16 protein-coding genes are annotated in these 23,954 nt (G+C 71.5%); 7 read left to right on the forward strand and 9 right to left on the reverse strand.

Translation table 11 applies throughout. From position 1 onward, the window contains the following. Nucleotides 1–31 precede the first annotated feature (31 nt). Nucleotides 32–841 carry an SGNH/GDSL hydrolase family protein gene (locus ACFC96_RS27920; RefSeq protein ID WP_376256993.1) on the forward strand — a complete coding sequence of 270 codons (810 nt, stop codon included), beginning with the start codon at nucleotides 32–34 and terminating at the stop codon, nucleotides 839–841. 32 nt (nucleotides 842–873) lie between these two features. Here the strand turns inward: ACFC96_RS27920 and ACFC96_RS27925 are convergent, their stop codons facing one another. Next, nucleotides 874–2,469: a protein kinase gene (locus ACFC96_RS27925; protein WP_376614693.1), complete on the reverse strand. Its 1,596-nt coding sequence runs from the start codon at nucleotides 2,467–2,469 to the stop codon at nucleotides 874–876. A gap of 293 nt (nucleotides 2,470–2,762) precedes the next feature. Here ACFC96_RS27925 and ACFC96_RS27930 point away from each other — a divergent pair, with 293 nt between their 5' ends. Together ACFC96_RS27930 and ACFC96_RS27935 are read left to right on the forward strand one after the other, a co-directional pair. Beyond that, nucleotides 2,763–3,035, forward strand: coding sequence for a hypothetical protein (locus tag ACFC96_RS27930; protein ID WP_376256997.1), 273 nt, complete (start codon nucleotides 2,763–2,765; stop codon nucleotides 3,033–3,035). A 569-nt stretch (nucleotides 3,036–3,604) separates the two neighbouring features. Then, nucleotides 3,605–5,356 carry an amidohydrolase gene (locus tag ACFC96_RS27935; RefSeq protein WP_376614695.1) on the forward strand — a complete coding sequence of 584 codons (1,752 nt, stop codon included), beginning with the start codon at nucleotides 3,605–3,607 and terminating at the stop codon, nucleotides 5,354–5,356. 16 nt (nucleotides 5,357–5,372) lie between these two features. Here ACFC96_RS27935 and ACFC96_RS27940 read toward each other — a convergent pair whose 3' ends face one another. Together ACFC96_RS27940 and ACFC96_RS27945 are read right to left on the reverse strand one after the other, a co-directional pair. Further along, complete coding sequence (locus tag ACFC96_RS27940) at nucleotides 5,373–6,158, reverse strand: ABC transporter permease (protein WP_376257000.1); 786 nt, start codon at nucleotides 6,156–6,158, stop codon at nucleotides 5,373–5,375. A 43-nt stretch (nucleotides 6,159–6,201) separates the two neighbouring features. Beyond that, nucleotides 6,202–7,152 carry an ATP-binding cassette domain-containing protein gene (locus tag ACFC96_RS27945; protein WP_376614697.1) on the reverse strand — a complete coding sequence of 317 codons (951 nt, stop codon included), beginning with the start codon at nucleotides 7,150–7,152 and terminating at the stop codon, nucleotides 6,202–6,204. Nucleotides 7,153–7,215: 63 nt separating this feature from the next. Between ACFC96_RS27945 and ACFC96_RS27950 the strand changes: the two genes are divergently transcribed. Further along, on the forward strand, nucleotides 7,216–7,926 hold the full coding sequence (locus tag ACFC96_RS27950; protein ID WP_376257004.1) for a TetR/AcrR family transcriptional regulator: 711 nt from the start codon (nucleotides 7,216–7,218) through the stop codon (nucleotides 7,924–7,926). A 43-nt stretch (nucleotides 7,927–7,969) separates the two neighbouring features. Here ACFC96_RS27950 and ACFC96_RS27955 read toward each other — a convergent pair whose 3' ends face one another. From ACFC96_RS27955 to hmgA, 3 genes are read right to left on the reverse strand one after another with little or no spacing between them, the layout of a single operon-like run. Then, entirely contained in the window at nucleotides 7,970–9,190 is a 1,221-nt protein-coding gene (locus ACFC96_RS27955) for a type ISP restriction/modification enzyme (protein ID WP_376614699.1), read from the reverse strand. 12 nt (nucleotides 9,191–9,202) lie between these two features. Then, nucleotides 9,203–9,952, reverse strand: coding sequence for a GntR family transcriptional regulator (locus tag ACFC96_RS27960; RefSeq protein ID WP_340460845.1), 750 nt, complete (start codon nucleotides 9,950–9,952; stop codon nucleotides 9,203–9,205). Nucleotides 9,953–10,005: 53 nt separating this feature from the next. Further along, the gene (hmgA, locus tag ACFC96_RS27965) at nucleotides 10,006–11,322 is read right to left on the reverse strand and encodes a homogentisate 1,2-dioxygenase (RefSeq protein ID WP_376614700.1); all 1,317 of its coding nucleotides are present in this window, start codon (nucleotides 11,320–11,322) and stop codon (nucleotides 10,006–10,008) included. Between the two features lie 101 nt (nucleotides 11,323–11,423). Between hmgA and ACFC96_RS27970 the strand changes: the two genes are divergently transcribed. From ACFC96_RS27970 to ACFC96_RS27980, 3 genes are all read left to right on the forward strand, one after another. After that, nucleotides 11,424–12,056 (forward strand): TetR family transcriptional regulator, encoded by a 633-nt coding sequence (locus ACFC96_RS27970; RefSeq protein ID WP_376257010.1) that lies wholly within the window; start codon nucleotides 11,424–11,426, stop codon nucleotides 12,054–12,056. Nucleotides 12,057–12,263: 207 nt separating this feature from the next. After that, on the forward strand, nucleotides 12,264–13,700 hold the full coding sequence (locus ACFC96_RS27975) for a CitMHS family transporter (RefSeq protein WP_376614702.1): 1,437 nt from the start codon (nucleotides 12,264–12,266) through the stop codon (nucleotides 13,698–13,700). Between the two features lie 5 nt (nucleotides 13,701–13,705). Beyond that, nucleotides 13,706–14,953, forward strand: coding sequence for an MFS transporter (locus tag ACFC96_RS27980; RefSeq protein ID WP_376614704.1), 1,248 nt, complete (start codon nucleotides 13,706–13,708; stop codon nucleotides 14,951–14,953). A gap of 8 nt (nucleotides 14,954–14,961) precedes the next feature. On the opposite strand, the gene ACFC96_RS27985 is transcribed toward ACFC96_RS27980, so the two are convergent. The 3 genes from ACFC96_RS27985 to ACFC96_RS27995 form a co-directional block, all read right to left on the reverse strand. Continuing rightward, nucleotides 14,962–18,258, reverse strand: a complete 3,297-nt coding sequence (locus ACFC96_RS27985; RefSeq protein ID WP_376614706.1) for an AAA family ATPase — start codon at nucleotides 18,256–18,258, stop codon at nucleotides 14,962–14,964. A 111-nt stretch (nucleotides 18,259–18,369) separates the two neighbouring features. Then, the gene (locus ACFC96_RS27990; RefSeq protein WP_376614708.1) at nucleotides 18,370–21,309 is read right to left on the reverse strand and encodes an FG-GAP repeat domain-containing protein; all 2,940 of its coding nucleotides are present in this window, start codon (nucleotides 21,307–21,309) and stop codon (nucleotides 18,370–18,372) included. Beyond that, complete coding sequence (locus ACFC96_RS27995; protein WP_376614710.1) at nucleotides 21,309–23,915, reverse strand: S8 family serine peptidase; 2,607 nt, start codon at nucleotides 23,913–23,915, stop codon at nucleotides 21,309–21,311. The genes ACFC96_RS27990 and ACFC96_RS27995 overlap by 1 nt, the downstream gene beginning before the upstream one ends. Between the last annotated feature and the right edge of the window lie 39 nt (nucleotides 23,916–23,954).

A 23,954-nucleotide genomic window follows, 5' to 3' on the forward strand; every position in this document is an offset into this window, starting at 1 on the left:
TGTGGCAGAGATCCTGCTAAAGGAGGTTTTCATGAGACGTTCCCGAATTACGGCGTACGTGACCTCAATCCTCTTCGCGGCCGGCGTGGCCCTCACCGGAGCGACAGCGGCCCAGGCATCCGAACAGGCAGCGGCCACGGGCTATGTGGCTCTCGGCGACTCGTACTCGTCCGGCGTGGGTTCCGGCAGCTACGACAGCTCCAGCGGCTCCTGCAAGCGCAGCACGAAGGCCTATCCCGCACTCTGGGCGGCGGCCCACTCGCCGTCGAGCTTCAGCTTCACCGCCTGCTCGGGCGCTCGCACAGGTGACGTTCTCGCCGGACAGCTGGGCCCGCTCGGCCCCGGCACCGGCCTCGTCTCGCTGTCGATCGGCGGCAACGACGCGGGCTTCTCGGACGTCATGACCACCTGCGTCCTGCAGTCCGAGTCGAGCTGTGTCGCCCGCGTCAACCAGGCCAAGGCGTACGTCCAGAACACCCTGCCCGCCCAGCTCGACTCGGTGTACTCCGCGATCACCGCGAGGGCACCGGCCGCCCATGTCGTCGTCCTGGGTTACCCGCGTTTCTACCAGCTCAACGGCAGCTGCGTCGCGGGCCTGACCGAGACCGAGCGCGCCGCGATCAACGGTGCGGCCGACCTGATCAACTCCACCACCGCCAAGCGGGCCGCCGACCACGGCTTCACGTTCGGCAACGTGACCTCGACCTTCACCGGTCACGAGATCTGCTCGGGCAGCGCCTGGCTGCACAGCGTCAACTGGCTGGACCCCGGCGAGTCCTACCACCCCACCGCGGCCGGCCAGTCCGGCGGCTACCTCCCCGTGTTCAGCGCGGCCGCCTAGAACTTCCAGTACCGCCCTGTACGTCCGCTCACCTAGGGCGACGATGACGGCGAGGGGGAGGTCCCGCTCGTAGGGGACTCCGTCGTGCACGTCACCGAGTAGGCCACCGAGTCGGACGTGGCACGGACGGGGTCGCGCACCTCCACACTCACCCGGTTGTGGAGCGTGGCCCCGTCCGTGTAGCCCGTCTCGACGTGGTCGACCGACCTGGCCCTCGGGCCGCCGGACGTGAAGCTGAGCGTCTTCCACCCCGGGTCGCTCGACTCGCCGCTCTCCGTCACCCAGCGGTACTGGACGTCGACCGGCGCGCGGCCCACCGTGAAGGTCGCCCGAAAGGCCGGAGCCTCCCCTCCCGGTGGCGGGCAGGTGCCGCTGTAACTCCCGCGCACCGCCGAGACGCTGACGCGCACGGACTGCTGCGGCGGCGTCGAGTGCTCTGCGCCGGTGCCCTTGCCGCCGGCGTCGTCCCCGCTGGGCGATCCCGCTCCGCCACCCTTCGAATCATCGTCCGACGGGCTGCGCGGGGCGCTGGAGGTGCTTCCGCCGGAACGTGCGCTGTCGGTCCCGGAGTTGTCGCCCCCGCCGTCCCTGTTCATCAGCGCGTACGTGAGGACCCCGAGCACCAGGAGCAGTGCCACGACACCGGCCAGCAGGATGGAGACGGAGCGGCGGGGGCGTTCCGGATGCGGCGTGGCCGGATCCGGGGAGGGGGCCGCGCCTTGCCCCGAGGTGAATCCCGCAGGGACGGGGGTCGGCGGCGTTCCCTGCCACGACGTCTGCGTCGGCGCCGACTCCGGGGACGCAAGGACCGTACCCGCGCGAGGTGTCCCGCCCGCGCCCACCAGCCGCAGATCGCGCTCGGCGTCGGCCGCCGGCGTCCGCTCGGCCGGATCCTTGCGCAACAGCCCCTCGATGACGGGCGCCAGCGGTCCCGCGTGGCGGGCGGGCGGCAGTTCCTCGTCCACGACCGCCCGCAGCGTGTTCAGCGGCGTCTCCTGGCGGAACGGCGACTGCCCCTCGACGGCCGCGTACAGCAGGACCCCGAGCGACCACAGGTCGGACTCGGGGCCCGGGACGCGCCCCAACGCCCGCTCCGGAGCGAGGAATTCGGGCGATCCGATCACCTCGCCCGTCATCGTGATCGCCGAAGTGCCCTCGACCGTGGCGATGCCGAAGTCGGTCAGGACGATGCGTCCGTCGTTCGCGATCAGTACGTTGCCCGGCTTCACGTCCCGGTGCAGGACGCCGGCCTCGTGCGCGGCGCGCAGCGCGGAGACCACCTCGGCCCCGATATGCGCCGCGCGCCGCGGGGGCAGCGGCCCCTCGGCGTCCAGGAGGTCGGACAGGGAGAGCCCGCGCACCAGTTCCATCACGATCCAGGGGCGGCCCTCCTCGGTCGCCACGTCGTACACGGTGACCACGTTCCGGTGCGAGATGCGGGCCGCCGCCCAGGCCTCACGCTCCAGGCGCGCGTACATCCGGTCGACCTCGCTCGTCGGGAGCCCGGCCGGGGCGCGCACCTCCTTGACGGCGACCTCGCGGCCCAGGACCTCGTCCCGGGCGCGCCAGACGGTGCCCATCCCGCCCTCGCCCAAGGGGCTCAGCAGCCGGTAGCGTCCCGCGATCACACGCGCTCCACCGGTCTCTCGACGGCCCGGACTCTCGCTCACGGGCGACCCCCCATCCGTAGCGGTGCGATTCTCCACAAAGCTAGCCCAGGTCCGTGAGATCGCCCACGTTCCGGACGTGCCCGTTCCTGACCGCCATGTCCAACTCGCCCTGGATTAAGTTAAATTCGGTGAGTAATCGTCAACCTCCTTATAGGGGAGGTGAATCCTGCGACCGGGATACACGAGTGTCACGGCGGGGCGATAGGGTTAACCTGCCCGGGCCGGGTGCCCTCGTACGGGTGGGGAGTGACATGGAACAGATAACAGTGCGCAGCAGGCCACGTGTGCCTGCGATCACCTGCGGGAGCAGCGCGACCAGCTCGCGCCTCGACCGTCATCTCTCGGTGCTGGGCGGTCCCGCCGTCCCGCAGCGCGAGACGGCCGAGGCGACGTCGCTGATGCGTGAGCTCACCTCGCGTGACGTCGCGCACGAGCGCAGCGGCAGGGGCGCGCGAGTGAGCCGGGTCTCGCTCTTCGCACCACTGCGGCGACTGCGCCGCTCGCTGTTCGGCGGCCGCCGCTGACAGGCGGTCATCACCGGCACAGCCCGGTCCCGCGCTCAGGCGGCCATGCCGTACCGGCACGGCGCCGCGATCTCCGCGACCGTCATCCCCACGGCACGCGGCGTCATCCAGGTGTGTTCGCCTGACGCGGGACAGATATCTCCTGCCGCCCCGGCACCGCTCTCCCCATCGGATCGCCCGGCACTGAACGGCACTGACACGCGCCGACATCGGCACGGCATGTGAGGCCGCACCCCTCCTGCTCCTGGCGCGTCGCCGTACATCTCCGTCACTCTCGCGCCGCCGCACCCTCCCCGCCCCGGTGCGCCGCCGCGCAGCGCGCCGTCACCCATGCGCCGCCGTACATCTCCCCGCACCTGCGACGCGTGCCCTGCGCGCGGTTCGGTTTTCCGTCGTTCCGGGGCCTGTTGACGCCCCTCGCGGGCATCGCCGCGCGCAGTCGTCCATGTCCGGTGCGTAACAGCTTTGTCATGCACGGATGTTGACGGGGCAATGTTCCGGGGTCAATGTTGCGCCTGATCCTGATCGTTTGGCCTGTACACGGAAACCTCACCCCCGGAGGTACGCGCGTGTGTGACCTGCATGACCAGCACGAGCATGAGCATGAGCACGGGACGACTCAGACCGCCGCCGCCCCGCAGCTCAGCAGGCGCCGCATCATGCAACTGCTCGGCGCGGCCGGAGTGACCGCCGCCGCCATGACCGCCGAGGCCGACCCGGCGATGGCCGCGGCCGCGGACTCCATCGTCGAGGAGGCCGGTGCGTACAAGGCGCCCGAGGGCCTCGCCGAGGACAGCCCGGCCAAGTCCTCGGCCCTCGGCTGGATCACCTCCAACTCCTCCCGCATCACGGGCCTGAACGAGGAGATCTGGGAGCACGCGGAGCTGTCGCTGCGCGAGTGGAACTCCTCCGTCGCCGAGGCCGGTTTCCTCGAAAAGGCGGGATTCGACGTCACGTTCGGCACGGCCGGCTTCCCGACGGCGTTCACGGCGACCTTCTCGTACGGCAGCGGCGGCCCGGTCCTCGGCTTCAGCGGCGAGTACGACGCGCTGCCCGGACTCTCCCAGAACAAGGGCGTCGGCCACCACGACCCGCGCGAGTACATCCACGACCCGTTCTCCCCGAGCTACGGGCCCGGCCACGGCTGCGGGCACAGCGCCCTCGGTACCGCAGCGGCGGCAGCGGCGGCCGCCGTCGCGCAGGCCGCGAAGAAGCACAAGCTGCCGGTCACGGTGAAGTTCTTCGGCTCCACGGCCGAGGAGGCGCTGATCGGGAAGACGTACGCCGTCAGCAAGGGCGTGTACGACGGGCTCGACGCGTTCCTCGACTGGCACCCCTCCACCGCCAACGCCACCGGCTGGGGCACCAGCAACGCCATGACCGCGGTCACCTTCACCTTCCTCGGCGTCGCGGGCCACGGCGGCACCCCGCTCGGCAACAAGTCGGCGCTCGACGCCGCCGTGATGATGGCGACGATGTCGGAGTTCCTGCGCGAGGAGAACATGGCTCCGGCCGCGCGCCTGCACTGGGTCATCAACAACGGCGGCGACATCCCGAACGTGACACCGGAGATCGCCGAGATCTCCTACTACGTGCGCGAGGGCAGCACGGCCCGCGTCCAGGTGCTGCTCGACAAGGTGATCGCGATATCTGAAGCCGCGGCCAAGGCCTCGCAGACGAAGGTGCAGCACCGCATCACCTCCGCCTGCTGGAACCAGCTGCCCAACAAGGCGGCCGCGGAACTGCTGTACGACAACATGCGGCAGATCGGCCCGCCCGCGTTCACCGCCGAGGCGCATCAGCTGGCGAAGGACCTGCAGAAGTCCCTGGGGCTGCCCGAGGTCGGTATGCACGACAAGGTCGCCGAACTGACCCCGCCCAACCCCGTTTTCCTGGGTGGCGGTTCGACGGATGTCGCCGACATCAGCTGGAACGTGCCGACCGTGTCGATGGGCGCCGCGCTCGCCCCGATCGGCGGCAAGTTCCACACCTGGTCCACCGCGGCGTGCGCCGCCGCGGCCCCCGGTCAGGCCGCGGTGATCGCCGCCGCGAAGTACCTGGCGGCGACGGCGGTCGACCTGATCACGCAGCCCGAGCGGCTCAAGGCCCTCAAGGACGAGTTCAAGCAGCGCACCAAGGACGTCGAGTGGAAGACGGCGCTGCCGGACGGCTATGAGCCGCCCATGTACGAGCCGCCGGCCTGGTTCCTGAAGAAGACCGGGCAGAAGTGGCCGCCGAACAACATCACCTGGCCGCCCCGGCGGGTCGTCTCGAACGAGAAGTTCTCCTCCCTGGGGCCCGAGCTGGCCCCGCAGAAGTAGACCGGCCGCAGGTCGCTCAGCGTCCGCCGGTCGTGTACCGGCGGACGGCGAGCGGCACGCACACCGCGAGCAGCACCGCGCACCAGGCGAGCGAGCCGGCCACCGGGTGCGCCACCGGCCACGAGGAGCCGCCGGGCACGGGGGCGTTGCCGAACAGATCGCGTACGGCCGTGGCGACCGCGCTGATCGGGTTCCACTCGGCGAGCACGCGTACCCAGCCGGGGAAGCCCGCCGTCGGAATGTACGCGTTCGACAACAGCGGGAGCATGAAGGTCGCGCCGCCGAGCTGGCCCGCCGCCTCCTCGCTGCGTGAGACGAGCCCGAGCAGGATGCCGACCCACGTCGTGGCGAAGCGGAACAGCAGCAACAGACCGAAGGCGCCCGCCGCTTCGAGCGCGCCGCCCTCGATCCGCCAGCCCATCGCGAGCCCCACGAGGAGCAGCGGCACGAGACCGGCCGCCGTCGTCACGATGTCGGCCGCCGCCTGCCCGAGGGGGACGGCCGCACGGGTCATCGGCAGCGTACGGAAGCGGTCCATGACGCCCCGGTGCGAGTCCTGGGCCGCCGTGAACATCCCGGTCATGATCCCGTTCGCCGCGGTCGCGACGAGCATGCCCGGCACCAGGAAGGCGCGGTAGTCCGCGCCGGGCATCGCCAGGGCGCTGCCGAAGACGTATCCGAAGAAGAGCAGGAAGACGATCGGCATCGTCTGCGTCATCACGAGGATCGCGGGCGCGTGCCGGATTCGCTGGAGGTGCCGGCCGAGCATCGCCGTGCCGTCGTACAGGAGCGCGGTGGTCATCAGGGGTCCTCCGAAGGGGAGTCGGGGTCGGTGGGCCGTGCGGTCACGCGACGAGTTCCCGGCCGCCGGTGAGGCGCAGGAAGGCCTCGTCCAGGGTCGGCGGGCGCAGGGTCGCGTCGACGACGGGGACGCCCGACGCGTCCAGTTCGCGGACGATGCGGGGGAGGGTGAGGGCCTGGTCGAGGGTGACGACGCCGACCGCCCTGCGGTCCGGGTCGAGGGTCGGCTCGGCGCCGGTGAGCTGGTCGAGGACGACGGCGGCGGCGTGCAGGGCCGCGTCCTCGGCGACCACCACCTCGGCGTAACTGCCGGTCTGCGCCTTGAGTTCGGCGGGGGTTCCGCGGTGGGCGGCGCGTCCCCCGTCGATCAGGACCACGGAGTCGGCGAGCTGGTCGGCCTCCTCCAGGTACTGCGTGGTGAGCAGCACGGTCGTGCCCTGGCCGGTCAGCTCGCGGACCGCGTCCCAGATGGCGCTCCTGCTGTGCGGGTCGAGGCCCGTCGTCGGCTCGTCGAGGAACAGTACGGCGGGCCGCGTGAGCAGGCTCGCCGCGAGGTCGAGGCGGCGGCGCATGCCGCCGGAGTACGTGCGGGCCGTGCGGTCGGCCGCCGCGGTGAGGCCGAAGCGGTCGAGCAGTTCGTCGGCGCGGGTGCGCGGCAGGCGCAGGAGGCGCGCGAACAGACGCAGGTTCTCGCGCCCGGTGAGGTCGCCGTCGACCGACGCGTACTGCCCGGTGACCCCGATGCGGCGGCGTACGGCCGGTGCCTCGGTCAGGACGTCGTGGCCCGCGACGCGCGCGGACCCCGCGTCGGGCCGCAGCAGGGTGGTGAGCACCCGGACGGCTGTCGTCTTGCCCGCGCCGTTCGGCCCGAGCAGCCCGCAGACCGTGCCCTCCTCGACGGCGAGATCCAGGCCCCGCAGGGCGTGGACCACCTGCTCCCCGGAGCCGTAACGCTTCTCCAGACCTTCACTAAGTACGGCGTACGTAGAAGTCATGGGACCACCGTAGCGCACTACGTACGGTGTACGTAACTACGATGGTGGGCGAGGTGATGATCGATGACGGGCCGAGCGGCCGAACCCGAAGTGATCTGGACGCGCCCCGAGCGCGCGGGACGTGGCCCGAAACCCGCCTACAGCAGGGGCGACATCGCGGCCGCCGCCGTGCGCGTCGCGGACGCGGACGGGATCGACGCCGTCTCGATGCGCCGGATCGCCGGGGAGCTGGGCCTCGGCACCATGTCGCTCTACAACTACGTGCCGAGGAAGGACGACCTGTACGAGCTGATGGTCGACGCGGTGAGCGCCGAGTACGACCTGTCCGAGCCGACCGGCGACTGGCGCGCCGACCTGCTCGCCCTCGCCCGGCAGGCCCGCGCCCTGATGATCCGGCACCCGTGGATGCCCCGGCTCATGTCACCCGTCTACGGCTTCAGCCCGAACGCGCTGCGGTACCTGGAGTACTGCATGACCTGCCTCGAACCGGTCGACCTGCCGGCCGGGACGAAGATGGAACTCGTCGCGTCCCTCACCGGCGTCGTGACGTTCTACGTCGCCAACGAGATCGCCTCCGCCGAGCGGACCCGTTCGCTGCCCTGGTCCGAGGAGCAGGAGTTCGCCGCGCGGACCGCCTACCTGGTCGGCCGGATCTCGACCGGCGACTATCCGCACCTGGCCGCCGCGTTCGCCCAGAGCACCGGACCCGTCGACATGGAAGCGGCCTTCGAGCGGGCCCTCGGGCGCACCCTCGACGGGTTCGTGCCGTCCTGATCCCGGCACGTGCTCTCGTGGGTCCGGCCGGAGCGCCGGGCTTTCAGAGCAGCGCGAACTGGCCGCCCGGGCCCTCCTCGTGATGGTCGAGGACCGAGGCCGGCCTGCGCGTGGCCGGCGCCGGGGGCAGGACACGCGCCCCGAGCAGGTCCTTCGCCGTGACGAATGACGCGGCGTCCGTCAGCAACTCCTCCTGCTGCGCGCCCAGTTCGGTCAGCAGTGCCAGTACCGTGACGATCTCCAGCAGCTCCGACGTCCACGACTGCGGCCAGGTGCCGGGGCGGATCCCGGCCAGCGTCCCCGGCTCGGCGGCCGCGGTCCTGCGCGCGAACCACTGCTCGATCACCCGCACCCCGCTCACCTGGAAGTCCCAGGCCTCGGCGGGGACCGGCGAGATGCGGCCGTCGCCGACGAGCAGGGCCTCCTCCTCGCGGTCGTAGAGCAGCTCGGTGGGGCGGTCCGGGAGCGGGGCGCGCACGTACGGGCGGCGGCCCCCAGGGAGCTTGGGGCGGTCGCCCTCACCGCCGCGGCGCAGCAGCCACAGGATCCGCTCGCCCAGCGCTGTGCCACGGGCCCAGACGCCGGCGTCGTCCGTGAGCGGGACCCGCGGGCCCTGCGGGGAGGGTCGCGCCGCGGCGAGGATCCAGGCGAGCAGGTCGCGCGCCCCGACCTCGCGTCCCAGCCGGCCCGAGAGCTCGGTGAGCAGACCGGGCGTCACATTCGGTTCGCGGCCTCCCGGGCGCCGGTACAGAGGGCGGATGCGGCCGGGGCGTCCCGCGGGGGAGCGGCCCTCGGGCAGGATCGCGCAGGCGAGCACCGCGGGTCCGCCCGCCCCGGGCACGAACCCCTGCTCGACGAGGAACAGCTGGCTCTCGTCGGCCACCCGCCACAGCTCGGGGCGGGCCGCGTCGATCAGCCGGTGGTCCGGTATCAGCCACTGCTCGTCGAAGGGGGCGTGCAGCACCCGGACGGGTTCGGGGCAGGGGCCCTCGGCGTGGGTCAGGTCGTCCGTCGGGGTGCCCCGGCCGGGGAGCTGGGCGACGGCCGTACGCAGGGTGCGCGCCCGGCTCGGTTCGAGCAGCGACTCGCGCTCCGCCGCCTCGGCCTTCACGAACGCGGACCAACGGGCCTTCAGGGAAGCCGGGTCCGGCGCCAGCGGCCAGGCGCGGCCCAGGCGCAGGGGCGCGACGGACCACGGCACGAGGTCCGCGAGCAGCGGCGCGTCAACAAGGCTTTCGAGGCTGTCGGGCGTCACGCCCGGCATCGTACGACGCGGTCAGTGCGCGTCGAGAGTGACCGTGAACGAGAACCGGTCGCCGCGGTAGTGGATGACGGCGACGTCCAGCGGCCGGCCGTCCTCGTCGTAGGTGATGCCCGTGTAGTGCAGGATCGGACTGAGCAGCGGCACTTGGAGCAGGCGGGCCGTCTCCGGGTCCGCGAGCCGGGCCTCGACGGTGTCGGTGATCCGGCTGATGCGCACGCCGACGATGTCGCGCAGGACCTTCGTCATCGGCCAGCGCACCAGGTCGTCCAGAGCGACACGGTCGGCGAGGTCGGCCCTGATGTAGTTGCGCGCGTGGTTCGTCGGCTCACCGGTCTTCTCGTCGCAGCGCAGCCGGTGGTACGTGGCCACGGTCTCGGCCTCCGGGAAGTACTCGGCGATCGTGCCGGGAACCGCAACCGTGCCGTGGTCCAGCAGTTCGGTCGTCATGCCGGACTGCTGGGCCACGATGGCGTCGACCGAGCCGAGCAGGCGCACGGGCGCCCCCCGCCGCGCGGCCGGCTCGATGAAGGTGCCGCGCCTGCGGTGCCGCGTGATGAGCCCCTCGTCCTCCAGCTCCTTGAGCGCCTGCCGCATGGTCAGGACGCTCACCCCGTAGTGCCCCGCGAGCTGTTCCTCGGTGGGCAGACGCAGCGGGTCGTCGGGGGAGCGCCCCAGTATGGAGGCGCGCAGGGACTGCGACACCTGATACCAGAGCGGCAGCTTGCGGTTCAGGACGATCGAGTCCGGAGCGAAAGAGGTCACGGGCCTATCCGTATCGGTCGGGCGCGTTCAGTGCAACGGCTCAGTGCGACGGGTCAGTGCGACGGCCCGAAGTGCCGTTCGAGGCCGCTCCACACATCGTCGTAGCCGCGCTGGAGGTGGTCGGCCTGCGCCGCCTGGGCCGTCGCGGTCACCGGCCACCGCGTCTCGAACATGAAGGCGAGCCCGTCGTCGACCTTCTGCGGCCGGAGCTCGGCCGCCGACGCCTTGTCGAACGTCTCACGGTCAGGACCGTGCGCCGACATCATGTTGTGCAGCGATCCACCGCCCGGAACGAAGCCTTCCGCCTTGGCGTCGTACGCGCCCTCGATCAGGCCCATGTACTCGCTCATCACGTTCCGGTGGAAGTACGGCGGCCGGAACGTGTCCTCGCCGACCAGCCAGCGCGGCGCGAACACGACGAAGTCCACGCCCGCGAGCCCGGGAGTGTCGCTCGGTGACGTGAGGACCGTGAAGATCGACGGATCCGGGTGGTCGTAGCTGACCGACCCGATGACATTGAAACGGCGCAGGTCGTAGACGTACGGGACATGGTTCCCGTGCCAGGCGACGACATCGAGCGGCGAGTGGTCGTACGGGGCGCGCCAGAGGTTTCCGCAGAACTTGTTCACCACCTCCACCGGCCCGTCGGTGTCCTCGTACGCGGCGACGGGGACCATGAAGTCCCGGGCGTTCGCCAGGCCGTTGGCGCCGATCGGGCCCAGGTCGGGCAACCGGAAGGGGGAGCCGTAGTTCTCGCAGACATAGCCGCGGGCGTCGCCGTCGAGGAGTTCGACGCGGAAACGGACCCCGCGCGGGATCAGCGCGACGTGGCCCGGATCCACGTGCAGCAGCCCGAACTCGGTGCGCAGCAGCAGGCCGCCGCGCTCGGGGACGATCAGGAGCTCACCGTCCGCGTCGCTGAACACCCGGTCGGTCATGGAGGAGTTGGCGTGGTAGAGGTGCACGGCCATACCGGTGCGCTGGGTCGCGTCGCCGTTCCCACCGAGGGTCCACAGGCCCGCCAGGAAGTCCGTGCCGGGGGCCGGCGCGGGCAGCGGGTTCCAGCGCAGCCGGTTGGGGTCGGGGACGGACTCGGTGAAGGGGGCGGTGCGCAGCGCGCCGTTGTCCGCCCGCACGAACGCCGGGTGCGCCGCCGAGGGGCGGATCCGGTACAGCCACGAACGCCGGTTGTGCGACCTCGGCTCGGTGAACGCGGCGCCGCTCAACTGCTCCGCGTACAGGCCGAGCGGGGCGCGCTGCGGCGAGTTGCGTCCGTGGGGCAGAGCGCCGGGCACCGCCTCCGAGCTGTGCTCGTTGCCGAAGCCCGAGAGGTAGGCGAGCCCCTCGGCGGTCTTCCTCGCGTCACGCATGTCGCTCCCTCGTCCACGATTCCTATGCTCCACCGTAGGATTCCGCCTCACCTTGCGCAAGAGCACCCCGCGAAGCTGAACGGTCCTCTACTCTCCGGGGCATGCCGAGGACGCCGCCCGTGGAACCCGTGACCAACTCCACGTCCCTGCGCCGCGCCCCCGTCCAGCAGCGCAGCGCCGAACGCCTGAGCCGGATACTCGACGCCTGCGCGCAACTGCTCGACGAAGGCGGCTACGAGGAACTCAGCACCCGGGACGTCGCCGTCCGCGCCGGGGTGCCCATCGGCTCCGTCTACCGCTTCTTCGGCAACAAGCGCGCCCTCGTCGACGCCCTCGCCGAACGCAATCTGCAGCGCTACACAGAACGGATCACCGGCCGCCTCGCGGCCGTCCCTGCCCCCGACTGGCGCGGCGCGATGGACGCCCTCCTCGACGAGTACCTCGCCATGAAGCGCACCGCTCCCGGCTTCTCCCTCGTCGACTTCGGCAACCAGATCCCCGTCGGCGCCGACGCCGGCCCCAACCACCGCCTCACCGACCGCCTCACCGAACTGCTCGCCGCCCACCTCGACCGCACGCCCGACGACACCCTGCGAGGCGCGTTCCTGGTCGCCGTCGAAGCGGCGGACGCCCTGGTCCGGCTCGCGTTCCGCCTCGCCCCGACGGGCGACGAGAAAGTCATCGCGGAGACGCGGGAACTGCTGCGGGTGTATTTGGCGCGGGTGCTGGACTGACCCGGGCTCCGAGAGGCCGCCCGGGGCAGGTGCGCGGAGTCCTGAACGTCCTCACTCTCGGCCCCGATCGGCGCCCAACCCCGTGACCTGGAGTTTTGCGCTTATTGCTCGCACGTCAACATCTTGTTAACGCTGTTGCGCGCGCCCTAACGTCTCGCTGACCGCAAGGCCCCGGTGGAAGTTCAAGGGCGAACGTTAGGTATCCACATGTTGACCATCCTCGGCTTCGTCATGATCGCCACCTTCCTGGTGCTGATCATGATGAAGAAGGTGTCGCCGATCGCGGCGCTCGTGCTCATCCCCGCTCTCTTCTGTGTCTTCGTGGGCAAGGGAGCCAAGCTCGGCGACTACGTCGTCGCGGGCATCGGTGACCTCGCGCCCACGGCGGCGATGCTGATGTTCGCCATCGTCTACTTCGGGCTGATGATCGACGTCGGCCTCTTCGATCCGGTCGTGCGCGGCATCCTGAAGTTCGCGAAGGCCGACCCGGTCCGCATCGTCGTCGGCACCGCGGTGCTCGCGGCGATCGTCTCCCTCGACGGCGACGGCTCCACCACCTTCATGATCACCGTCTCGGCGATGTACCCGCTGTACAAGCGCCTCAAGATGAGCCTGATCGTGATGACCGGTGTCGCGGCGACCGCGAACGGCGTCATGAACACGCTGCCCTGGGGCGGCCCCACCGCCCGCGCCGCGACCGCGCTCAAGCTCGACGCCAGCGACATCTTCGTGCCGATGATCCCGGCGCTCGCCGTCGGTCTGCTCTTCGTCTTCGCCCTCGCCTACGTGCTGGGCCGCCGCGAGCGCAAGCGCCTCGGCTACCTGTCCCTCGACGAGGTCACCGAGACCGTCACCGAGGCGTCCGAGGAGAGGGTGCTCGTGGGTGCGGGTGCCTCCGGCGGGACGGGTTCCGGGTCCGGTACCGGTTCCGGCAAGAAGGCCTCCGGCGGCTCGGGTTCCGGCTCCGCCGCGCCCTCGTACGAGAACGAGGACGGCGAGACCTTCGCGGCCCTCGACCCGAACCGCGCCACCCTGCGCCCCAAGCTCTACTGGTTCAACGCCCTCATGACGGTGACGCTGCTCACCGCGATGATCATGGAGTGGCTGCCGATCCCGGTGCTGTTCATCCTCGGCGCCGCGCTCGCCCTCACGGTGAACTTCCCGCACATGCCCGACCAGAAGGCCCGCATCGCCGCCCACGCCGAGAACGTCCTGAACGTCTCCGGCATGGTCTTCGCCGCCGCCGTCTTCACCGGCGTCCTCCAGGGCACCGGCATGGTCGACCACATGGCCAAGTGGGTCGTCGGCGGGATCCCCGACTGGATGGGCCCGCACATGGCCCTCGTCACCGGCGTCCTGTCGATCCCGTTCACGTACTTCATGTCGAACGACGGCTTCTACTTCGGCATCCTGCCCGTCCTCGCCGAGGCCGGTAACGCGCACGGCGTCTCCACCCTCGAGATCGCCCGCGCCTCCCTCATCGGCCAGCCGCTGCACATGTCGAGCCCGCTCGTCCCGGCCGTCTTCGTCCTCGTGGGCATGGCCAAGGTCGAGTTCGGCGACCACACGAAATTCACGGTCAAGTGGGCCGCGCTCACCGCAGTGGTGATCCTCGGCGCCGGATTCCTCTTCGGGATCCTCTGACCCCGATGAGTCTTCCTACAGAGCCCGGCAGGAGAAGCTGGCTGCTCCGTCTCGTCATCGCCTTCAGCTTCGCGCAGGGGGCGGTGTCGATGGCGCGGCCCGCCGTCTCCTACCGGGCTCTCGCGCTCGGCGCGGACGAACGTGCGATCGGTGTGATCGCGGGCGTGTACGCGCTCCTTCCGCTGTTCGCGGCCGTACCGCTCGGCCGCCGTACCGACCACGGCCGGTGCGCGCCCCTGCTGCCCGCCGGCGTCGTCCTGATCGCCGGCGGCTGCGCGCTCAGCGGCACCGCCGACTCCCTCGCCGCGATGGCCGCCTGGAGCGGGGTGATGGGGCTCGGCCATCTGTCGTTCGTGATCGGCGCGCAGTCGATCGTCGCCCGGCAGTCCGCTCCGGCCGAACAGGACCGCAACTTCGGGCACTTCACGATCGGCGCGTCCCTCGGCCAGCTCATCGGGCCGATCGTCGCGGGCGCGCTCATCGGCGGGCCCGATCTGGGGGCCACGAGCGCGCTCGCGCTGCTCGTCGCGGCCGCCGTCGCCGCGGTCTCCTTCATCTCGCTGTGGCGCATCGAGCACCCCCGTGCGACGACGGGTACGGCCGCGCCCGCCGGGCCGCGCGTGCCGGTCGGCCGGATCCTGCGCACCCGGGGTGTGCCCGGCGGCATCTTCATCTCGCTGGCCGTGCTGTCCGCGACGGACATCCTCACGGCGTATCTGCCGGTCGTCGGCGAGCACCGGGGGATCGCGCCGTCCGTCGTCGGGGTTCTGCTCAGCCTGCGTGCCGGGGCGACGATCGCCTGTCGCCTGGTGATGACCCCGCTCATCAACTGGCTCGGCCGTGCCCTCCTGATCACGACGACGTGTCTGCTGGCCGCCGTGCTCTGCGCGGGCATCGCGCTCCCTGTCCCCGTATGGGCCCTCGGCGTGATGCTGATCCTGCTCGGTTTCTGCCTGGGCGTGGGCCAGCCCCTGTCGATGACCACAGTGGTTCAGGCGGCCCCGCCCGACGCCCGCTCCACGGCTCTGGCTCTCCGCCTCACCGGCAACCGCCTGGGGCAGGTCGCGGCGCCCGCGTCGGCGGGTCTGGTGGCGGGGGTGGCGGGGACGGCGGCGCCGTTCGTGATGCTGGGCGGGCTGCTGCTGGTGGCGGCGGGGCTGGGGTTTCGCGCCTCGAAGAAGCGCGAGGAACGGCGCGCGCAACCCGAGGCCACCCGCACCCGCGTGAGCGGGACCGATTCGCGAGGGAGCTGACGTGCCCCTCAGGACGGGGCCAGCAGCCTCCGAGCGGCGACGGCCCGGCCGAGCCCCGCAGGGTACGGAAGGGAACGCGCCGTCGCCTCCACCGCGCGCAGCGCCCGCACCCCGGCTGCCCCGCCGAGCGCCACGGCGTGCACGACCCCCGCGTCCACCTCGGCGAGCCGCTCCCCGGTGGCGCGGGCCCGCTCGATCTCCGCGGCGGCGACCCATCGTGCCGACTCCGGTTGCCCGGCGAGGAGATGGGCCCACGCCGTGAGGACCGGGGCCTCGCCCTCGGGCAGCAACTCGGCGACGCGCTCGGGGCACTCCTGGACCAGGGCGAGTTCGGCGCGGGCCGTGCGCACTTCGAAGCTGGCCTGCCGGTCGCGCCCCATGCCGACACTCCGCTCCGCGCGGTCCAGCATGTCGGCCGCCCGTTCGGGTTCCTCGGCCGGCATGAGCACCCGCGCCAGCGCGGCCAGCGCATACGGCAGCGACCACGCGTCGTCGGTGTCGGCGCCCGCCACCGCCGCCTCGGCCAGCTCCCGCGCCGCTTCGAACTCTTCCAGCAGGAGCCGCAGTTCGGCCAGGTTGGCCCGCTCGAACGCGGCCGCAGTCGGATCGCCCGACTCCTCGGCGAGCGCCAGCGCCCGCTGGCCGGTGGAGACCGCCTCGCGCAGCCGGCCGCTGCGCCGCGCGTTCTCCCGCAGCACGGACAGCACGGAGCCGAGCAGCGCGGAGTCCCCGTACGCCTGCGCGGGCGCGAGCGCCAGATCGGCGGCCTCGCGCGCCTCGTTGAACCGGCCCGCGAGCGCCAGGTTGGTGGCCTGCCCGGTGTAGCAGCGCGCCAGGAGCCCTTGACCGGTCACCCCGGGCACCAGCAGGGTGGGCGTGAGTGCCTGCCGGGCTGCCGCGTAGCCGTCCGCGTACTGTCCCTGAACCCCCAGCACGACCGCCCGAGCGAGGTGATGGGACGCCGTCGGTTCGGGCGCGGTGTCCTCGGTGGGCGGGTGCGCGGCCAGGACCCGATGTGCGGCCTCCGCGTCCTCGGACTTGACGAGGGTCTCCGCGAGCCGGCCCGCGGTGAGCACGGTGTCGTCGTGGTCGCCGCGCCGCACGAACTCGGCGAGCGCGAGCCGCAGCACGGCGGTGGCCTCCGCGAAATGGCCCATGCGGCGCAGCACTTGGGCGTGCGCGAGCCGGGCCCGGGCGGCGTCCACGTCGAGCCGGGCCACGAGGTCGCGGTAGTAGCGGTCGGCGGTGTCGTTGGCGTAGACGGCCGCGGCCCGTTCGGCGGCGCGGCGCAGGTACTCGGCGGCACGCGGGTCGTCCGCCCGCGCGAAGTGCGAGGCGAGCGTGTCGACGGCGTCGGGCCGGCGGCGCAGCACGGTCTGTGCGAACGCGGCGTGCAGTTGGCGGCGGCGGACCGAACTCAGTCCCTCGTAACACGTCAGCCTGACGAGCGGATGCCGGAAGGCCAGGCCCGCCTCGGCCCGCCCGGCCACCACGACTTTGCGTTCCTCGACGAGCGCGGCGCCGATGGCGTCCTCGATGGCGTCGGCGGCGCTCGCCGCGTCGACGGCGGGCCGCAGCCCGTGCGCGGCGACGTCGAGCAGTTCGGTGAGCGCGGCCTCGCCGCCCCCGACGGCCAGCGCCTGCACGACGCGGCGGGTGTCCCGGCCGAGCCGACCGAGTCGCTCGCCCACCAACTCCCGTACTCCGTCGGGCGCTTCGTCGCCGACGGGACCTCTGGCGAGTTCGAGGGCGAACAGCGGGTTGCCCAGGGAGAGTTCCCACACCCGGCCGTACCGGTCGTCGGGCCCGGGCGCGGCGTCGCGCACCACGGCCAGGCACGCCTCCCGGTCCAGCCGCTCCAACTCCTCGCGTGCGAGGAGCCGTTGACGGGTCAGCTGGGCGAGGGCGAGACGCCGCGCGTCGCCCTCGGGGACCTCCTCCTCGCGGTACGTCACCAGGAACCGCAGCGGCGTCCCCGTGGTGGCGGCCCGCCGTGCGAGATGGCTCAGCAGCTGGTACGAGCCCTCGTCGGCGGCGTGCAGATCGTCCAGGACCACCAGGAGGGGCCGGGCCGCGGCGAGTTCGCCGAGGAGCCCCGACGTGGCCCGGAACAGCCGGTCGCGCTCCTCCTCCGGACTGCGCCGCTCGCCGTCCCGCACGCGCCCCAACGACGGCAGGAACGCGGCCAGTTCGGGATACTCGGCGCCGACCCGGGCCCGCTCTCCGGCGTCCCGGTCGGCGAGCCAGCCGTCGAGGGCCTCGGCGAACGCCCCGTAGGGTGTCTGGCCTTCGGCGTCGTGTCCGCCGCCCCACAGCACCGCGGCCCCGGCCTCCGCGGCGCGCCGCGCGATCTCACCCGCGAGCCGGGTCTTGCCGACGCCCGCCTCCCCGCCCAGCAGAGTCACCGGCGGTCCGCCCGCGGTGAGCAGCCGGGTCAGGTGCTCGTCGCGGCCGCGCAGCGGCGTCCCTGCCGGGGCCCGCAGGGGTGCGGGCAAGGTCGGTCCGGTGGGCGCGGCGGCGGGCCCGGCGGCCAGCGCTTCCTGGTGCAGCCGCTCGGTCTCCGGCCCGGGCCGCACCCCGAGTTCGGCGTCGAGAGCGGCCCGGCACACGTGGTACTGGTGCACGGCCCGGCGGCGCAGCCCCTGGCGCAGACAGGCGTCGATGACGATGCGGTGGGCGAGTTCCTCGGCGGGGCTGGCGGCGAGCACCTGCTCGGCCACGGCGACCGCCTCGGCGTGGGACCCCTGCGCCATGTGCGCGGCGGCGAGTGCGAGTTGCACCTCCTCGCGGAGGGCGACGAGGTGGTCGCGGCGGTCCTGCGCCCAGCTCGCGTAGCGGTCCTCGGGCAGCAGCTCGCCGGTGAACATCGTCAGGGCGGCGGCGAGGTCCCCGGCGTCCCCGGAGGTGAGTGCGGCCCGCGCCGCGGTCTCGGCCTCGTCGGCGTCGATGCGGACGGTGGCCGGATCGAGACGCACCAGGGCGCCGTCGGATATCAGGTACGAGGAGCTGGCGCGCGGCGCGAGTTCGGGCTCCAGGGCGCGGCGCGCGGCGTGCAGGGCGACCCGCAGCGAACCGGTCGCCGACTGCTGGTCGGCGTCCGGCCAGCAGATGTCCATGGCCTGCTCGCGGTGGAGCTGGTGGTCGGGCACGACGGCGAGCAGCTTGACCAGGGTCTGGGCGCTGGGCCGGGTCCAGCGTTCGGCGGGCGCGGTGCCGCCGTCGCGAGTCGCTACGAAGCCGCCGAAAAGGTGCAAGCGCAGCAGTGGGGTGGCTGGAATAGTGCGGTCCGTCTGCTGCGCGTTCATGAGGGCGCAACTGTAACCGAGCAGTCTGAGAACCCCCTGGGCGAGGCCCAGGGGGTCCGTGAGAGAAGGTCGGGTCCGGCTCCCGCGAGGACGTCCGGTCCCGTCCGGCCGTCAGGACACGGTGAACACCGTGAGCTGGCGGACCGCGGTGTACGGCGAGGAGTAGCCGCCCTCTTCGAGCTCCGCCATCCGGTAGATGCCGACGTCGTCGAAGTTGAGCGAGACGATCTCGTCCGTGCCGTCGCCGTTGAGGTCGCCGGAGACGTACTCGCGGCCGCCGTAGATGTTGCCGGACGCGAGCCGGGAGAGGGTGCCCGTCTTCACCCCGGCCGGGTCCAGCAGGTCGAAGCCGGTCTGACCGGCACCGACCAGGTAGCGCACGCCGTTCGGGCCGGTGAGGAAGCCGCCGGTCTGGAAGACGCCGCTGCCGCTCACACGGTGGTCCTCACCATCGGCACCGAACAGGATGATCTGGTTGGTGCCCACCATGTAGAGGCCGTCGGGACCGGTGAACCAGTTGCCCAGGGTCCAGGGGCCGCCGGTGTCGGCGGAGTGCAGCACCTTGCCGGTACGGCCGTCACGGATCTCGGTGACCGCGGTCAGACCGCCCTTGCTGTCCCGGATGTACCAGGTGTCGGCGACCGCGTGGCCGTCCGCGTAGGGGATCTCCTTCGACGCGAAGGCGGCGCCCCGCAGCGCGGTGGCGCAGAGCACCACCGTGCCCACGGGCTTCGGGTCCGTGTCCTCCCAGACGGCCTTGCCGTCGCTGCCGTGCACGGCGACGGCTCCGGCCGGCCGGCCGCAGGGGGAGCTGGCGTTCGGGTCCGAGTGGTCGTACGCGAACGCGTCGCGGCTGCCGTACTGGCCGTAGACCTGACCGTCGACGACGCTGACGTCACCGAAGACGGTGTTCGCCGCCGGGGCGGTGTACGCCCACTTCTGGCGGCCGCGGCCGTCGTAGGCGCGGATCTTGTCCGTGGGGACGAGGATCTCGTCCTTGCCGTCGTGGTTGAGGTCACCGGTGGCGAGCGACCACACGAACTGGCCCTTGCCGTCGATCGTCGTGCGGACCTTGCCGGTGGTGGCGTCGACGACGGCCGTCGCGTTGTCGGCAGCGACGACGAGCTCGTCGGTGCCCTTGCCGTCGAGGTCGGCCTTGACGATCTTGTGGATCTGGCCGGGGACGGTGGTCTTCCAGAGCAGCTTCGTCCTGCCGGCCGTCATCGACGGTCCGTCGAAGGCGAAGAGGCCCTGGGACTGGCCGCCGGCCACGATGTCCTTCTTGCCGTCGCCGTTGACGTCCATCAGGACGGCCGACCACAGCTGGGACTGGATGGGCGTGAGCGAGTCCTGCTTGCCGCTGCCGAGGTCGTAGACGTGGATGTTCTGGTCCGTGTCCACGGTGCGCAGGAGCCGGCTCCTGCCCTGGGTGAACGGCTGGGACCAGGCCTGCGAGGCGACCATGCCGCGCTTCTCCCACTTCACCGTGCCGTCGGAGCCCTTGAGCACGGAGATCCGGGCGAATCGGCCCGCGTGGCTGTTCACCGCGTAGTTGAAGTCCTGGTCGTCCTTGTAGTTGGCGACCAGGGCTCCGTCGACCGCCGACAGGTTCCAGGCGGTGGCCCCGTCCTGGCTGTTGTCGGCGTCGCGCTTGACGGTGCGCTGCCACAGCACGGAGGCGTCGGAGCCGTTGAGCGCCCGGACCGTGTTGGCGTTCACCCACATGTTCTCGTCGAGCGTGTCCTCGCTGACCGCGTACTCCGGCTTCGCGTCGCCCTGGATGTCGCCGACCTCCAGGTCCATGGCGAAGACGTTGGTCCGCTGGTCCAGGGTGGTGCGCTTGCCGTCGGCGAGGTCGTAGGCGACGACCGCGTACCCGACGGCGTCGTTCACGTCGGACATCTCCAGCGTGACCAGGCGCTTGCGGGAGGCGTCCAGGTGGAGCTGGCGCGAGTAGAGCGGGTTCGTCGACTGCCACTTGACGCTGCCGTCGGCCGTGTCCAGGACCAGGGTGTGACCGGCCGTGGTGTCGGTGGCGGAGGTCTTGCGCTTGTTCCAGGAGGCCGCGACCAGGCCGCCGCCCAGGGGCTCAAGGCTCGACCAGGCGGCGCCCTTGAACAGGCCCGTGTCGTACGTCCACGAGCTCGCCTCGGTGAGCTTGCCGTCGGCGTGGTCGAAGCGGATGCCGGTCAGCGTGGAGGTCGAACTGCTGGACGCGGAGGTGTTGTAGTACGGCGTGTTCGCGACCAGCAGCGTCTTGCCGACGAGCTTGATCTGATAGGCGCCCTCGTACAGCTTGGTCCACAGCGTCTTGCCCGACGCGCCGTCGAGGACGGTCACGAACGTGCCGGTGTGCAGGCTGCTGTCGCCGTGCTGGAAGGGCCGGTAGGGGTAGGTGCCCACGTCGGCGGTGAACACCAGGTCCGGTACACCGTCACCCGTCAGGTCACCGGTGTCGTAGCCCTCGTCGGACGTCGGCGAGAAGGGGGTGACCGCGTTGAAACCCATGACGACCTTGGCCGGGTACGGGTCCTTGTTGTAACGCGGGGTGAGGACGGGGATGTCCCACTCCTTGAAGTAGGAGGTGTTGTCCCGCTTCCACGTCTCCTTGCCGTCCGCGGAGCGCCGGGAGATGTTCCCGCCGGCGTGCACGGTGAAGTAGTCGCCCTTGGTGCCCGCGACGGGAGTAGTGGCGGCCATACCGGTCGCGCCCTCGGAGGAGCCCGTGGCGGTGACCGTCGGGGCCGGGAGCGCGGCGGTGGCCGCGGTCGTGGCCTCGGTACCCATGAGGCCCGAACCCGAGCCTGTGACCGAGTCGGTGACCGTGCCCGTGCCGGCTGCGGAACCGGATGAGTCGTCCGCCGTGGCGGCGTCGCCGTACACGTCGGGCTGGAGGCGCTCGCTGAGCTTCTTGGCCTGGGCGTCCGTGAGGGAGAGCACGCCGCTGTCGTGGTCGGCGGCGACAGCGACAGCCGGGGCCGCGCTGAGCGCGAGGCCCGCCGCCGCCAGAGCGGATGCGAGGCGCAGGCCTCTCCGGGAAGTCTTGTTCATCACGCGCCCTTAGGGGAGAAGCGGATGGCGGAGGAGTTCTGGAGCACGTTCTGGTTGTACGCGTACTGGAGGGCGTCGGTGCCCGCCTGGTTCTCGATGCCGACCGTGGCGCCCGCGCCCTTGTCGGCGACCGTCTGGTACTGGAAGGTGACCGACCCGGTGGCCTCGTCGAAGACGGCCTCGAAGGTGGAGCGGCCCGAAGTGCCGTTCGCGTAGGCGGCGTTGTTCCACACGATGGCGAACTTGCGGCTGCCGGCCTTGCCGGTGGTGGCGGTCTGCACGGAGGACTTGCCGTCCAGCGTCAGGTCGTCCCACAGCGGGGCGACGAAGCCCTTCGCACTGTTGTAACCGGTCGTCGGCAGCGCGCTGTTGTTGTAGTCGCCGACGCGCGGGGACAGGAAGTTGACCAGACCGTTGGTGTTGACGGAGGCGGAGGTGTACGAGACGCCGTACAGGCTCACCGAGAAGGGCAGCGCGACGGTGGCGGCGTCCTCGTCACCGGACAGGGCGATCTTCTTGGAACCCGTGATCCATGAATAGGCGGCCGGGGCGCAGGAGTTGCCCGAGGCATCGGTGCGGTTCGGGACCTGGACGGTCTTGGCCAGATCGGCGGAGCCGACGGTGGCGGTGCCGTTGTACACGCCGTTGCACAGAACCGGGGAGGCCGGCTTGACGTTCAGGCTGTAGGAGCCCTCGGCGACCTTGGCGAAGGAGTACTGGCCCTTGGCGTCGGTGGTGACGGCGTCCAGCGGCGTCCCGGTCAGTTCGACCTTCGCACCCGCGAGGGCCTTGCCGGTGACGTCGAGGACGGTGCCGGAGACCTTGTGGGAGGCCGTCGCGGCCAGCGTCATGTCCTGCGTGAAGGCCTGGCTCGCGGCGAGGGTGACAGCGTTCGCCGAGCCGTTCGCGTAGCCGTAGCCGCTGAACGTGAAGCCGTAGGTGCCGGCGACCAGCGTCAGACGGTAGCTGCCGTCGGCGCCGGTGGTGACGGTGCGGACCGTGCCGGCGCCGTCGGTGGCCGTCACGGTGATGCCGGACAGCGCGGCTCCGGTCGCCTTGTCGGTGACCTTGCCGGTGACGTCGGCCGCGGTGTGCGGGGCCTTGTCGACGGAGGCGAGGATGTCGAGCTTGCCGTTGCCCCAGACGTTGTTGGCGTCGGCGGTGCCACCGCAGTGGGTGTCGTCGACGTCACGGGCACCCTCGTCGAGGAGCTTCTGGGTCTCGGCGATGTTGCCGATGAGCGAGGGGGCCGCCGACCAGAGCAGGGCCACGGCGCCCGCGACGTGCGGGGTCGCCATCGAGGTGCCCTGGATGGTGTTGTACGACGAACCCGGCCATGCCGACTTGATGGCGACGCCCGGTGCCGTGATCTGCGGCTTCATCGAGCCGTCGATCGGGGAGGGGCCGAAGCTGGAGAAGTTGGCGATCTTGCCGGTGGAGTCGTAGGCGCCGACACCGTAGGCATCGGCCTGCGAGCCGGGCGGGTGGGTCGTCGAGCAGGTCGAGCCGTTGCCCTCGTTGCCGGCCGCGAACGCCTCGAAGATGCCCGCCGCGTTCCAGGCCGCGAGGATGTCCTGGTAGAACGGCTCGGTCCCGTACTTGTCGCCCCACGAGTTGTTGACGATGTTCGGGGCGAGGTCCGGGCGCGGGTTCTGCCCGTTGTGGTCGGTCGGCGCGAGGATCCACTGACCGGCGGCGAGCAGGTCGTCGTTGTAACAGGTGTCGCTGGCACAGCCCTTGGCGGCGATCCACTTGGCGTTCGGCGCGACGCCGATGCCGTTCTTGCCGACCATCGTGCCCATGGTGTGGGTGCCGTGGCCGGCGTTGTCGCACGGGGTGCTGCTGGTGGCGCAGGTGCCCGTCGGGTCGTAGAAGTTGTAGTCGTTCGTGAAGGTGCCGTCGCCGTTGTTGCCGCGGTAGTTGGCGACGAGGTCCGGGTGGTCGTACTGCACACCGGAGTCGACGCTGGCGACGACGATGCCCTCGCCGCGGTCCTTGTACTGGTCCCAGACCTGGTCGGCCTTGACGTCGGAGATGCCCCACTCGGGCGTCGCGTCACTGTCGGTCGTCGCGTCGGTCGACGCGTCGCTCTTCGCTGACGTGGTACGGGATTTGGTGACCTTCTTGTCGGAGGTCTCCATGTCGTCGAGCTTGAACGAACGCCGCTTGACGATCGACTTCACGTCCGAGCGCTCGGCGAGTTCGTCGACGAGGGCCTTGTCGCCGGTGACCTGGATCGTGTTGGCGATCCAGTAGTCCGTGTGACCGACCTTCTTCTTGTCCAGGAAGGACCGCAGCGAGGCCTGACTGTCGTCGGCGTGCTCGCGCAGCTCCTTGTAAGCGGCCGCGGCCTTCTTCGCGTGCGTCTTCTGCTTCTTGGCGCCGGACAGATCGGCCTCGTCCTTCAGGGTGATGAAGAACGTCGCGTCACCGCCCTTCGCGACGGCGCTGCTCAGCGAAGAGTCGATCTTCGCGGCGGCGGTGTCGACTGCGGACGGGGTGTCGGCGGCGACGGCCGGCATCACGCCGGCGGCCAGTGCAGTCGCGGTGAACGCGGCCGCCGCCCATACGGCGGTTCTGCGCCGTGGCGGTCGGGGCAGATGCATCAGGGGTGTGCTCCTCCGGATCGGGACGAGATCGCGTGA

The sequence above is a fragment of the Streptomyces sp. NPDC055955 genome (genome assembly GCF_042270245.1).
GTDB lineage: Bacteria > Actinomycetota > Actinomycetes > Streptomycetales > Streptomycetaceae > Streptomyces.